The sequence below is a fragment of the Pseudomonas sp. GW821-FHT07F01 genome (assembly GCF_059418825.1).
This window is the reverse complement of the sequence record NZ_JBWKQO010000003.1, coordinates 761,815-774,522: the sequence shown is the minus strand read 5'-3', so window position 1 is coordinate 774,522 and position 12,708 is coordinate 761,815. Positions and strand designations below refer to the sequence as shown.

Here is a 12,708-nt window from a genome sequence, read left to right as displayed (position 1 = left end):
TGTCAGAGCAGCTTGTGTTCCATGGCGTATTTCACCAGTTCGGCCAGGGAGGTGATGTTGAGTTTCTGCATCAGCCGCGCCTTGTGGGTACTGATGGTCTTGCTGCTCAGGGCCAGTTGCTGGGCAATGTCGTTGACATTGGCACCCTGGGCCAGGCGCTCGAAAACCGAGAATTCACGCTCGGAAAGCAGCGAATGCAAGGGCCGGGTATCGGTCAGGCCGACCTCGAAGACCATGCGGTCAGCCAGGTCCGGGTCGATATAGCGGCCGCCGGATGCCACCTTGCGAATGGCCGTCAGCAGCAGCGACGGATCACTGTCCTTGGTGGCGTAGCCGGCAGCGCCGATCTTCAGCGCCCGGGCGGCCATCTGCGCCTCGTCGTGCATCGACAGCACCAGGATCGCCGGCGGATTGCTCAGGGCACGGATCCGCGGAATGGCCTCCAGGCCGTTCACCCCGGGCATGGAGATATCCAGCAGCACCACTTCGCAGGGCACCTGACGCAGGGTCTCCAGCAACTGCTCGCCGTTGCTCGCCTCGCCCACCACGACCAGGTCCTTGGCCAGGCCAATCAGTTGCTTGATGCCTTCGCGAACGATGGTGTGGTCTTCGGCTACCAGTACACGGATCACGCGTGTCTCCTCGTTATTGTTCTTGGTCCAGGGGCACCCGGACACTCAGGGTGGTGCCTTCGCCCCGCTCACTGTGCAGCGACAGGCTCCCGCCCATGATCAGCACCCGCTCGCGCATGCCTACCAGGCCAAAGGACGTCGGACGTGCAGAAGCGGTGTCGAAGCCCAGGCCGTCATCGCTGATGCTCATGCACAGCTCGTGTGCTTCCAGGGTCAGGGTGAGTTCCACAGTATGCGCCTGGGCATGGCGCATGACATTGGTCAGGGCCTCCTGGAGGATACGGAACAGGCCGACGGCCTTGGCGTCGCTCAAGCGCGGCAAGTTGTCCGGCACCTGGACCAGGCAGGGGATCTGGGTGCGGGCCTCGAACCGGCGGGCCTGCCATTCGATGGCCGAGGCGATGCCCGCATCGAGGATCGGCGGCCGCAGTGCGGTAGCCACATCCCGCACCAGCTGGAACAGCTGGGCGATCAGGCGCTTCATGCTGTTGAGGCGTTCATGCAGGCCCGGGTCGAGCTGGGCATAGGCCAGCTCACACATGGACGTTTCCAGCTTGAGCACAGTCAGCATCTGCCCCAGTTCGTCATGGACTTCCCGGGCAATGCGGGCCTTTTCCTCTTCGCGCACGCTTTCCAGGTGCGCCGACAGCTCCCGCAACTGTTCACGGGAGCTGGCCAGTTCCAGCTCGATGCGCTTGCTTTCGCTGATGTCCCAGACAATGCCGTCCCAGACAAACGCGCCGTCATCCAGGCGCCGGGTGATGGCCTTGATCTCGGCCCAGCGCTGCTGGCCCTGGCGAGTGAGGATGCGACCCTGCCAGGACCAGTCGCTGTCGGTGTCCAAGGCCTGGTCCTGGGTCTGGTGATAGCTGGCCTTGTCGTCCGGGTGCACCAGGCTGCGCAGGCCCTTGTCCCGGTGGGCCAGCACTGCTGGCGAGTAGCCCACCAGGGTCTCGCTGCCTTCGCTGATATAGGCAAAGTCGATCTGCCCGGTGACCGGCGCCCGCTCCAGGCGGAACACCAGGCCCGGCACGTTGGCTGCAATCCCCTGCAGACGCGCCTCGCTTTCGCGCAGGGCCGCCAGCGCGCGACGGCGCTCGGTCACGTCATTGAGGTAAACCACCAGGTATTCGCTGTCGCGAAAGCGCAGGAAGCTCAGGGACACGTCCGTCGGCAGGATGCTGCCATCGGCACGCACACACTGGGTCTCGAAACTTTGCACGCCCTCCTCGCTGGCCCGGGCCCGCTTCCACAGGTTGAGCCAGCGATCCATATGCAGGTTGGGCTCGAAATCGATCAGCGGCCGGTCGATCACCCCGCCCGCCGGGTAACCGAGCATCTCTTCGGCTGCCCGGTTGGCGTAGCGCACATGGCTGTCCCAATTGACCCAGAGAATGCCCACGGTGCTCTGATCGATGGAGAACTGGGTCAGGCGCAGGGCTTCCTCGCTGGCGGCACGCAAGGCGATGTCCTCCCGCGCCGCCAGCAGGCGCTGCTCCAGGCTGCGCTGCTGGCGGCGCTGCCAGAAGACGATCGCCAGACTCGCCAGCAGCAGGATCACCAACAGCAGGCTGAGGTTCTGCCAGACCCCGGGGGACTCGCCAAGCCGCGGGTACTTGGGCTGCAGCCAGCGGCCATGGAGCTGCTCCAGCTCCTTGGCCGGGATCGCATGCAAGGCCGCTTCGACAATGCTCGCCAGTTCCGGCCAATCGCGGCGGGTGGCTACCCGCAGCAATTGCGGCAGGCCGATATCCCCCACCACGGCCAGCCCGGCGAACTCCGCCTCCCCCGAAAGGCGACTGAGCTGAGCCTCGTCCACCACCGCGTAGCGGGCCTGCTGGCTCAGCAGCAACTGCAGGGCCTGGCGCTCCAGCGGTACCCCTTGCAGGTTGAGGTTGGGGTAAGTCAGGCGCAGGTAATCGGCCACCGCACTGGGCATGCGCACGGCGACCCGAGCCTGGCTGTCGAGCTTTTCCAGCTCCACCGCACCTGCGCCCTTGCGCTCCCCTACCACCAGCTGCGGCACGCGCATATAGGGGTCGCTGAACAGCCACAGGCGCAGGCCGGCCGGGGTCTGGGTCAGGCCCGGGGCCATGTCCACCTCACCGTCGCGCAGGGCCCGCTCCAGCTGTGCCTGGTCAGGGAAGTTGCGCCAGCTGAGCTCGATGTTCAGCGCCTTGGCCAGGACTTGCATCAACTCGACGTTGGCCCCGGACAGCCGCTGCAGGCGCCGGTCGTACTGGGCGAACGGCGCCTGCAACACCAGCCCCACCCGCAACTCGGGGTGCTGCGCCAGCCACTGGCGCTGTTCCAGGCTCAAGGGCGCAGTCGGCACCTGGGGCGCCGGGGCCGCACGGCCTATCAAGGGAAGGCACAGACAGCCGATAAGCAGAAGGCAGCGAAAACGCATCATCTGAAGTCTCACACCCTGACAAATACTGACCAACCCATTAGGCTGCCGGAATTACTTCTGGCCTGGAATATCCGATGCCCCTTGTCCACCGCTCGGCACTGCCCGCATTGTGCCTGTCGCTGATCCTGCCCTGGACCTTTTCTGTGCAAGCTGCCGACCCGGCTCCAGAAACCAAGACTCCCGAGGAACAACCGGCGCAACGCCAACCCCTGCCTGAGCGTAGCCAGGAAGACGCCGCCGCCCTGGAGCGCCAGTTGCCCGCCCTGGAACAGCAGCAGTTGCAAGCCGGCGGCGATACCTTCCTGGCCCTGTGGAAGCCGGCCAACACTAGCGACCCCAAGGGCGTGGTGATTATCCTCCCGGGAGCGGGTGAAACCGCTGACTGGCCGCAAGCCATTGCACCTTTGCGCAACAAATTGCCGGACACCGAGTGGGCCAGCCTGAGCCTGACCCTGCCCGACATGCTCAGCGAGGCCGCGCAACCACGGGTGGTCGAAGCCGCACCGGCCCCTACGGACAAGGCCAACACCGCCAAGGATGCCAGCACCGAGGCCAAGCCGATCGAGCAGGTCGCTGGCGGCGAAGCCGACGTGGCCGACCGGGTAGTAGCAGAAAGCACGGAAGAGCAGGTCAAGGCGGATGCCGAGCGCATCTTCACCCGCGTCGATGCTGCCCTGGCCTTTGCCGAACAGCAGAACGCCCGCAGTATCGTGCTCCTGGGTCATGGTACGGGTGCCTACTGGGCCGCACGCTACCTCAGCGAGAAACAGCCGGCCCAGGTACAGAAGCTGGTGATGGTAGCAGCCCAGTCCCCGGCCAATGGCAAACCGCAACTGGTGGAGATCACGCCTACGTTGAAGCTGGCCACTGCCGACTTCTTCTACGTCGACAAGCCTCTGGCGCAAAAAGCCGCCCTGGAGCGACTGCAAGCGAGCAAGCGCCTGAAGCACTCGAACTTCAGCCAGATTCCCCTCAAGGCCCTACCCGGCAACAACACCGCCCAGCAAGAGCAGCTGTTTCGCCGGGTACGCGGTTGGTTGAACCCTCAGAACACCGATAGCTGAGCCCACAGGCCGCGACTGCCGCAGCGGCAATCGCGGCCTGCACCCTCAGCGGAATTCCCGGCGCTGGCGTATCAGGGTATAGGCGCTGTGCAGCTCCCGGGTCTTTTCCGTAGCCTCACGCACCTGTGCCTCGCTGGCGCCGTTGCCGGCGATCTTGTCCGGGTGATGGCGGCTGAGCAGGCGCCGATAGGCCCGCTTGATCTGCGCCGGCTCGCTGGTAGCTGCAACCCCCAACAGGCGCAGCGCCTCTTGATAAGTCAGGGCGCCTTCAACCAGTGACTTCCTCGCCGGACCGTAGTCCTGCGCCAACGCCTGCACCTGCTCACGGGTCCAGCCCAGCCATTTGCCCCAGAGCTGGATCAGTTCGCGCTCCGCCGGCCCGACCCGGCCGTCGGCCCAGACCATGCGCCAACAGGCCCGCAGCACGCCTTCGGCGGCATGGGGCTGGGCCGCGAGGCGACGCAGATAGCCGCGCAGACGGTCATTGCCCGACTTGCCGCGGTTGAATGCGGCAATTGCCCGGCGCTGGGACGCATCGTTCATCTCCAGCGAGCGCATTTCCTGGCGTGCCTGCTGGATATGCCCGTCCATCACCCGGCCATCACTCTTGGCCAGCCGCCCCAGCAGCACGAACAGCAATTCATCATTGCGCAACGCCGGGCGACCGCCCAGGCGTTCACGCACCTGCGCCCAGCTGTGCAGTTGCAGGCGCCGGTCCAGCGCCTGCCCCAGCAACGCACCGAGCATGGCCCCCGGAATACTGGCGATTGCAAATCCAGCTCCGGCTCCGATCAGAGTCCCTGGCCACCACATATCAGCGACTCGCTTGCAGCAAGTGTTCAACTTGGGCCAGACGCTCGACGGTGCCGACATCGACCCAGTGCCCCTGCATATGTTCGCCACTGACCTGGCCTTGGGCCATGGCTTCGCGCAATAGCGGCGCCAGCTTGAACGGACCGGCAACACAACCCTGGAATAACCGCGGATGCAGCACCGATATGCCGCTGAACGTGAGCGCCGCTGCGCCTGGCTGGCGGTCGTGCAACTGGCCGTTTACCAGGCAGAAGTCGCCACCACTGGGGTGGTGCGGCGGGTTGTCCACCATCACCAGATGAGCCAGCCCGGCCAGGGGCCGGCGCAGGGCGGCAAAATCGTAGTCGGTCCAGATATCGCCATTGACCACCAGGAACGGCGCGTCCCCCAACAAGGGCAATGCCTGGAAAATCCCGCCGCCGGTTTCCAGCGGCTGGCCTTCGGCCGAATACTGAATGTTCAGGCCCCAGCGCTGACCATCGCCGAGGGCATCCTCGATCTGCTGGCCGAGCCAGGCATGGTTGATGACGATGTCGCGAAAACCTGCCGCCGCCAGGGCCCGCAGGTGGTACTCGATCAGCGGCATGCCCGCTACAGGCAGCAAGGGTTTGGGAGTGGTCAGGGTCAGGGGGCGCATGCGCTCGCCCTTGCCGGCTGCCAGGATCATCGCCTTCATGCATGGGCTCCCGCCGGCTGGCGCAGGCTGAGCAGCAGTTGCGACAGCTCTGCAAGCTCGGGGCGTCGGGACGTGACCGCCTCTATATAAGCAAAGAAGCGCGGCACGTCGGCCAGGTAGCGTGGTTTGCCATCGCGGTGGCAAATCCGCGAGAAGATACCGATCACCTTGAGGTGACGCTGCACGCCCATCAGGTCGCTGGCCCGCAGAAACTCGTCAAAGTCGTCCTGCACCGGGATACCCCGCGCCCGCGCCTGGTGCCAGTACTGGCTCAGCCAGCCTTGTACCCGGGACTCCGGCCAGCTGAGGAAGGCATCCTTGAACAGACAGGTCACGTCATAGGTCACCGGGCCGTAGACCGCATCCTGGAAGTCCAGCACGCCGGGGTTCGGTTCGCTGTGCATCAGGTTGCGTGGCATATAGTCGCGGTGCACCAGCACCTTGGGTTGCGCCAGGGCGCTGTCGATCAGCAGGTCGCTGGCACGCTGCCATTGCTCGCGCTGCTGCGGACTCAGGCTGATGCCCAGCTCACGGCCGATGTACCACTCGGGGAACAGCTCCAGTTCACGGCGCAGCAGGGCCACGTCGTAACTGGGCAGGGGCGCGTCCATCGGCAACTGCTGGAAGGCCAGCAAAGCCTGGAATGCATCCTCGAACAGTGCGTCGGCATTATGTTCGTTGATCACGTCCAGGTAGGTCTGATTGCCCAGGTCATTGAGCAACAGGAAGCCGCGAGGCAAATCTTCTGCATAAATTTTCGGCACGTTGATGCCGCAAGTCGCCAGTAAACGGGCGATATCCACGAAGGGTTTGCAGTTTTCCTGGGGGGGCGGAGCGTCCATCACCACGAAGCTGCGACCCGCGCCCTGCCAACGGAAATAACGACGGAAACTCGCGTCGCTGCTGGCTGCGGTCAATGTTGCCGGGGGCACTTCACCCCAGCCCTGTGCTGCATAAACAATCGCCAACTGCTCATCGAGCCAAACTTTCAGGTGTTGCAAGCGTACATCTTGGTCAGGCATTACAAGGGTCTCCGACGGCGCTAGCCGTCAAGCGGGTCATGCTTTATTATCCAGCATCTTTTTCAGACCATCGAGAGGCGTGCGGCCCACACCGCGGGCAGATGGCACGCAGGAAGCCCGGACTAATAAGATGGCATTGAAATCCCCCGCGTTTCGTAAAAAATTTCCGTTGCTGGTTACCGGCAGTTTGCTGGCCCTGCAACCTCTAGCCACTTCCTTCGTGGTCGCCGCGGAACAGTATGACTGCTCAGTCTCTGCTTCGGGTGGCTGGGCCTGTGCGCCGAAAACCAGCGCCGCCCAACTGCCGCCGCGCCCGGTCCACGACGCCAACTCGGTCAGCTCCAGCGTTGCTACGGCAGCCGATGCTACGGGCGAAGAAGCCAGCGGCGACAAGTCGAAGCTGGTGACCGAGGCCAAGGGCCGTGGCCTGAAGTCCCGCAGTGCGGACTACAGCCACCTCGACTGGGTACCGCGTGAGAAGCTCACCGCCGCTCAATTGGCCGAGACCGGTCCTTACTGCTCTGGTTCCTATATCGAACCGATTCGTCCTGGCATGAATGACAAGACGAATAAAAGTGACGCTCCGACCTTTATCGGCGCCAAGGCTTCCCGCTATCAGCAGGAAGAACAGGTGGCGACCCTGGCCGGTGACGTGGTCATGCGCCAGGGCAGCATGCAGGTCGAGGCCGACGAGGCCAACCTGTACCAGGCCGAGAACCGCGGCGAACTGAGCGGCAACGTACGCGTACGCGACAATGGCGCGCTGCTGGTGGGCGACCACGCCGACGTCCAGTTGGACACCGGTGAAGCCAAGGTCGACAACGCCGAGTACGTACTGCACAAATCCCGCGTCCGTGGTAATGCGCTGTACGCCAAGCGTGCGGAAAACGCCATCATCCGCCTCAAGGATGGTACGTACACCACGTGCGAACCGAACAGCAACGCCTGGCAGCTCAAGGGCAACAACATCACCTTGAACCCGGCCACCGGCTTCGGTACCGCGACCAACGTGACCCTTCGGGTCAAAGATATTCCGGTGCTCTACACCCCATATATCTACTTCCCGATCGACGATCGTCGCCAGTCCGGCTTCCTGCCACCGAGCATCGGCACCAGCAGCGACACCGGCTTCATGCTGGTGACCCCCTACTACTTCAACCTGGCGCCCAACTACGACGCCACGTTGTACCCACGCTACATGGCCAAGCGCGGCCTGTTGATGGAAGGCGAGTTCCGCTACCTGACCAAGAGCAGCGAAGGTCAGTTCGGCGCCGCGTACCTCAACGACGACGACACCGATCGCAAGAAGCAGACCGACTACGAAAAAACCCGCTACATGCTCAACTGGCAGCACAAGGGCGGGCTTGATTCGCGTCTGATGACCGAAGTCGACTACACCAAGATCAGCGATCCGTACTACTTCCAGGATCTGCAGACCGACCAGATCGGCGTGAAGTCCACCGATTACGTCAACCAGCAAGGCGCCGTGACCTACCGTGGCGACGACTACACCGCACGCCTGAACGTACAGGCGTACGAACTGGCCAGCGTGTCCAACATCACTCCGTACAACAAGCTGCCGCAAATCACTTTCAACGGCGCGCTGCCGTACCATCCGCAAGGCCTGGATTTCACCTATGAAACCGAGCTGGTGCGCTTTGAGCGGGATCTGCTGAACGGAAACTATACCGACAAAGATGGCGGCCCCATCAACCCTGACGGGACATTCGGCACTCCCCGCCTGGACACCAACGTCGCGGGCCTGGCCCGTTCGAATGGTGATCGCCTGAATCTCAAGCCTGGTGTCAGCCTACCGCTGAACTGGAGCTACGGTTACCTGACGCCGTCCTTGAAGTACATGTACACCCAATACAACCTTGATCTGGACGGCAAAGGTAAATCAGATCTGCTCACCAATCGTAATAACTCGGCTGCTCTGGGCGAGTCGTACAAGAGCTCGCAGAATCGTGGTGTGCCAATCGCCAGCGTCGACGGTGGCCTGTACTTCGACCGCGACACCCAATGGTTTGGCAAGAACTATCGTCAAACCCTGGAACCACGCGCGTTCTACCTCTACGTTCCTGAAGAGGATCAGAAAGACATCCCGGTATTCGATACTGGCGAGCCCACGTTTAACTACGCGTCATTGTTCCGGGACAACCGCTTCTCGGGTTCCGACCGTGTCGGCGACGAAAACAAACTGTCCCTGGGTGTAACCAGTCGCTGGATCGAAGACAACGGCTTCCAGCGCCAGCGCGTAAGCGTCGGGCAGGCCATGTACTTCAAGGACCGCACCGTTCAATTGCCCGGTATCGACTACCGTACCCGCGCCGACGCCACCTCCAACGTCTCGCCTTACGCCCTCGAGTACGAATACCGTTTCAACCGCGACTGGCGCGCCAACGCCGAGTACAACTGGGATCCGGATAGCCACAGCCCGCGTTCCGGCAGTGCGATGTTCCACTATCAGCCTGAAGACAACCCGAACAAGGTGGTCAACGCCGGCTATCGCTATCGTAACGACCAGATTCGCTACGACCAGAACAGCGGTACCTGGAAAATGGGTGGCGACTACGGCACTCCGGGCACTCCGGGCTACGTGAAGGACTACTACAAGATCCAGCAGCATGACTTCTCGGTGATCTGGCCGATCGTGCCGCAATGGAACGCCATCAGCCGTTGGCAGTACGACTACAACCGTAACCGCACGCTCGAGGCCTTCGGTGGTTTCGAATACGACAACTGCTGCTGGAAACTGCGCCTGATCAGCCGTTACTGGGTCAAGTATGACGAGTTCAGTCAGAACGCTCCGGAGAACGAAAAAGGCGACCGCGGCATCTTCCTCCAAATTGTTCTGAAGGGTCTCGGTGGCGTCATGGGCACCAAAGTAGAGAGCTTCCTCGACAAAGGCATCCAAGGTTATCGTGAACGTGAAGACCAAGCTTTCTGATTGTCTGCGCCCGCTGATGCTGGGCGCGCTGTTCCTGAGTACTGCGGCCAGCGCCGCAGTACAGTCCATCGACAAGGTCGTGGCCATCGTCGACAACGACGTGGTCATGCAGAGCCAGTTGGACCAACGGGTTCACGAAGTCCAGCAAACCATCGCCAAGCGTGGCGGTGGTGTACCGCCTACCAGCGTCCTGGAGCAACAGGTTCTGGAACGCCTGATCGTTGAAAACCTGCAACTGCAGATTGGCGAACGCTCCGGCATCCGCATCACCGATGAAGAACTGAACCAGGCGATCGGCACCATTGCCCAGCGCAACAGCATGAGCATCGAGCAATTCCGTGCCGCCCTGGCCCACGATGGTCTCTCTTATGAGGACGCCCGTGACCAGGTTCGCCGCGAGATGATCATCAGCCGCGTGCGCCAGCGCCGTGTGGCCGAACGCATTCAGGTATCGGAACAGGAAGTGAAGAACTTCCTGGCCTCGGACCTGGGCAAGATGCAGCTCTCCGAAGAACTGCACCTGGCCAACATCCTGATCCCGACCCCGGAAAGCGCCAACTCCGAAGCCATTCAGAGTGCTGCCCGCCAGGCCATGGAGGTGTACCAGCAGCTCAAGCAGGGTGCAGACTTCGCCCAGCTGGCAATCGCCCGCTCCGGCAGCGACAACGCTCTGGAAGGCGGCGACATGGGCTGGCGCAAAGCGGCTCAACTGCCCCCTCCATTCGATCGTGAACTGAGCGCCATGGCCGTGGGCGACATTACCCAACCGGCTCGTACCCCAGGCGGCTTCATCATCCTCAAGCTGCTGGACAAGCGTGGCGGCGGCAATCAGGTGCGTGACGAAGTGCACGTGCGTCACATCCTGATCAAGCCAAGCGAAATTCGCAGCGAAGAAGAGACCAAGCGCCTGGCGCAGAAACTCTACGATCGCATCGAGGCCGGCGAAGACTTCGCCGAACTGGCGAAAAGCTACTCGGAAGACCCAGGCTCCGCCCTCAACGGCGGCGACCTCAACTGGATCGACCCGAACGCCCTGGTGCCGGAGTTCCGCGAAGTGATGGCCAAGACCCCACAAGGTCAACTGTCCAAGCCCTTCAAGAGCCCTTACGGCTGGCACGTACTGGAAGTCCTTGGCCGTCGCGCCACCGACAGCACCAGCCAGGCCCGCGAACAGCAAGCCATGACCGTCCTGCGTAACCGCAAGTACGACGAAGAGCTGCAGACCTGGTTGCGGCAGATCCGTGACGAGGCCTACGTCGAAATCAAGCTGCCCGGCGCTGAACAGGCCGCACAGTGAAACCCAGACGTTTCGCTCTGACACCCGGCGAACCGGCGGGTATAGGTCCTGACCTGTGCCTGCTGCTCGCTTCGCAACCCCAGCCTCACCCCCTGATTGCCATTACCAGCCGCGACCTGCTCCTCGAGCGGGCCGCGCAGCTGGGCGTGGCCGTCGATCTGCTGCCGGTAACCCTGGAGCAACTGCCGACTGAACCCGCCCCGGCGAACAGCCTGTATGTCTGGGACACGCCCCTGGCCAAACCAGTGATCAGCGGCCAGCTGGACCAGGCCAATGCGGCTTTTGTCCTGCAAACCCTGACCCGCGCCGGCCAGGGCTGCCTGGACGGGCACTTTGCCGGCATGATCACCGCCCCCGTGCACAAAGGCGTGATCAACGACTCCGGGATCGCCTTTTCCGGCCATACCGAATTCCTCGCCGACCTGACCAACACCGAGCAAGTGGTGATGATGCTGGCCACCCACGGCCTGCGCGTGGCGCTGGTAACCACCCACCTGCCCTTGCGGGAAATCGCCGACGCCATCACTGTCGAGCGCCTGGAGCGGGTCACGCGGATCCTGCATGCCGACCTGCAGCACAAGTTCGGCATCGCCCGGCCACGCATCCTGGTCTGCGGGCTCAACCCCCACGCCGGTGAAGGCGGTCACCTGGGCCGCGAAGAAATCGACATCATCGAACCTACCCTAGAGCGCCTGCGCACCGAAGGCATGGACCTGCGTGGTCCGTTGCCTGCCGACACTCTGTTTACCCCCAAATATCTGGAGCACTGCGACGCAGTGCTGGCGATGTACCACGACCAAGGCTTGCCTGTGCTGAAATACAAAGGCTTCGGTGCGGCCGTCAACGTGACGCTCGGCTTGCCGATCATCCGCACCTCCGTCGACCACGGCACCGCCCTGGACCTGGCCGGCAGCGGCAAGATCGACACTGGCAGCCTGCAGGTCGCCCTGGAAACCGCCTACCAGATGGCCGAGAACCGTATATGACCGAGCAATACCAACACCGGGCGCGCAAGCGCTTCGGCCAGAACTTCCTGCATGACGCTGGCGTCATCGACCGCATCCTGCGGTCCATCCACGCCAAGCCCGAGGACCGCATGCTGGAAATCGGCCCGGGCCAGGGCGCCCTGACCGAGGGCCTGCTGGGCAGCGGCGCCCAGCTGGACGTGGTGGAACTGGACAAGGACCTGATCCCGATCCTCAACCAGCAATTCGCCGGCAAGAGCAACTTCAACCTGCACCAGGGCGACGCCCTGAAGTTCGACTTCAACACCCTGGGCGCAGCGCCAGGCAGCCTGCGGGTGGTCGGCAACCTGCCCTACAACATCTCTACTCCGCTGATCTTCCACCTGCTGCAGAACGCCGGACTGATCCGCGACATGCACTTCATGCTGCAAAAGGAAGTGGTCGAACGCCTGGCTGCCGGCCCTGGCGGTGGTGATTGGGGCCGTCTTTCGATCATGGTCCAGTATCACTGCCGTGTGGAGCACCTGTTCAACGTCGGCCCGGGCGCCTTCAATCCGCCGCCAAAAGTCGACTCGGCCATCGTGCGCCTGGTGCCCCACGCCGTACTGCCCCACCCGGCCAAGGATCATCGCCTGCTCGAGCGCATCGTCCGCGAAGCCTTCAACCAGCGCCGCAAGACCCTGCGCAACACCCTCAAGGCACTGCTCAGCAGCGCCGAGATCGAGGCCGCCGGCGTCGACGGCAGCCTGCGTCCCGAGCAACTGGACCTGGCCGCCTTCGTGCGCCTGGCCGATCAGCTGGCGAACCAGCCCAAGCCCGCCACCGACTGAAACGCCCTCGGCTGATATCGGGTAGGACGCCAGACAGGATGTCTGG

Annotated in this window: 10 protein-coding genes; 5 read left to right on the top strand and 5 right to left on the bottom strand. The window is 63.2% G+C overall.

All coding sequences use genetic code 11. The features are described from left to right. Nucleotides 1-2: 2 nt before the first annotated feature. Nucleotides 3-632: a response regulator gene (locus tag AC07R1_RS14135; protein ID WP_011063818.1), complete on the bottom strand. Its 630-nt coding sequence runs from the start codon at nucleotides 630-632 to the stop codon at nucleotides 3-5. Nucleotides 633-645: 13 nt separating this feature from the next. Beyond that, nucleotides 646-3,045: a PAS domain-containing sensor histidine kinase gene (locus AC07R1_RS14130; protein ID WP_495110624.1), complete on the bottom strand. Its 2,400-nt coding sequence runs from the start codon at nucleotides 3,043-3,045 to the stop codon at nucleotides 646-648. Nucleotides 3,046-3,119: 74 nt separating this feature from the next. On the opposite strand from AC07R1_RS14130, the gene AC07R1_RS14125 reads away from it, so the two are divergent. Further along, on the top strand, nucleotides 3,120-4,109 hold the full coding sequence (locus tag AC07R1_RS14125; protein ID WP_065365139.1) for an alpha/beta hydrolase family protein: 990 nt from the start codon (nucleotides 3,120-3,122) through the stop codon (nucleotides 4,107-4,109). 45 nt (nucleotides 4,110-4,154) lie between these two features. Here the strand turns inward: AC07R1_RS14125 and AC07R1_RS14120 are convergent, their stop codons facing one another. Genes AC07R1_RS14120 through AC07R1_RS14110 form a run of 3 tightly spaced genes read right to left on the bottom strand, consistent with a single transcriptional unit; the run spans nucleotide 4,155 to nucleotide 6,620 of the window. Further along, nucleotides 4,155-4,922 (bottom strand): TerB family tellurite resistance protein, encoded by a 768-nt coding sequence (locus tag AC07R1_RS14120; protein ID WP_495110623.1) that lies wholly within the window; start codon nucleotides 4,920-4,922, stop codon nucleotides 4,155-4,157. Between the two features lies 1 nt (nucleotide 4,923). Continuing rightward, on the bottom strand, nucleotides 4,924-5,598 hold the full coding sequence (gene murU / locus AC07R1_RS14115) for an N-acetylmuramate alpha-1-phosphate uridylyltransferase MurU (RefSeq protein ID WP_065365138.1): 675 nt from the start codon (nucleotides 5,596-5,598) through the stop codon (nucleotides 4,924-4,926). After that, on the bottom strand, nucleotides 5,595-6,620 hold the full coding sequence (locus AC07R1_RS14110; protein WP_011063823.1) for an aminoglycoside phosphotransferase family protein: 1,026 nt from the start codon (nucleotides 6,618-6,620) through the stop codon (nucleotides 5,595-5,597). The genes murU and AC07R1_RS14110 overlap by 4 nt, the downstream gene beginning before the upstream one ends. A 130-nt stretch (nucleotides 6,621-6,750) precedes the next feature. Between AC07R1_RS14110 and AC07R1_RS14105 the strand changes: the two genes are divergently transcribed. Genes AC07R1_RS14105 through rsmA form a run of 4 tightly spaced genes read left to right on the top strand, consistent with a single transcriptional unit; the run spans nucleotide 6,751 to nucleotide 12,662 of the window. Further along, nucleotides 6,751-9,570, top strand: coding sequence for an LPS-assembly protein LptD (locus AC07R1_RS14105; RefSeq protein WP_495110622.1), 2,820 nt, complete (start codon nucleotides 6,751-6,753; stop codon nucleotides 9,568-9,570). Beyond that, a complete protein-coding gene (gene surA, locus AC07R1_RS14100; protein WP_036997049.1) occupies nucleotides 9,551-10,867 on the top strand; it encodes a peptidylprolyl isomerase SurA in 1,317 nt (438 codons plus the stop codon). The genes AC07R1_RS14105 and surA overlap by 20 nt, the downstream gene beginning before the upstream one ends. Then, a complete protein-coding gene (pdxA, locus tag AC07R1_RS14095; protein ID WP_220223361.1) occupies nucleotides 10,864-11,853 on the top strand; it encodes a 4-hydroxythreonine-4-phosphate dehydrogenase PdxA in 990 nt (329 codons plus the stop codon). The genes surA and pdxA overlap by 4 nt, the downstream gene beginning before the upstream one ends. Further along, nucleotides 11,850-12,662, top strand: coding sequence for a 16S rRNA (adenine(1518)-N(6)/adenine(1519)-N(6))-dimethyltransferase RsmA (gene rsmA, locus AC07R1_RS14090; RefSeq protein WP_065365135.1), 813 nt, complete (start codon nucleotides 11,850-11,852; stop codon nucleotides 12,660-12,662). Before pdxA ends, rsmA begins: the two co-directional genes overlap by 4 nt. Nucleotides 12,663-12,708: the final 46 nt, after the last annotated feature.

Coding starts and splice junctions, on each gene's coding strand:
- rsmA (WP_065365135.1), top strand. CDS start 11,850: ATGACCGAGCAATACCAACACCGGGCGCGCAAGCGCTTCGGCCAGAAC.
- AC07R1_RS14105 (WP_495110622.1), top strand. CDS start 6,751: ATGGCATTGAAATCCCCCGCGTTTCGTAAAAAATTTCCGTTGCTGGTT.
- AC07R1_RS14130 (WP_495110624.1), bottom strand. CDS start 3,045: ATGATGCGTTTTCGCTGCCTTCTGCTTATCGGCTGTCTGTGCCTTCCC.
- AC07R1_RS14120 (WP_495110623.1), bottom strand. CDS start 4,922: ATGTGGTGGCCAGGGACTCTGATCGGAGCCGGAGCTGGATTTGCAATC.
- AC07R1_RS14110 (WP_011063823.1), bottom strand. CDS start 6,620: ATGCCTGACCAAGATGTACGCTTGCAACACCTGAAAGTTTGGCTCGAT.
- murU (WP_065365138.1), bottom strand. CDS start 5,598: ATGAAGGCGATGATCCTGGCAGCCGGCAAGGGCGAGCGCATGCGCCCC.
- AC07R1_RS14125 (WP_065365139.1), top strand. CDS start 3,120: ATGCCCCTTGTCCACCGCTCGGCACTGCCCGCATTGTGCCTGTCGCTG.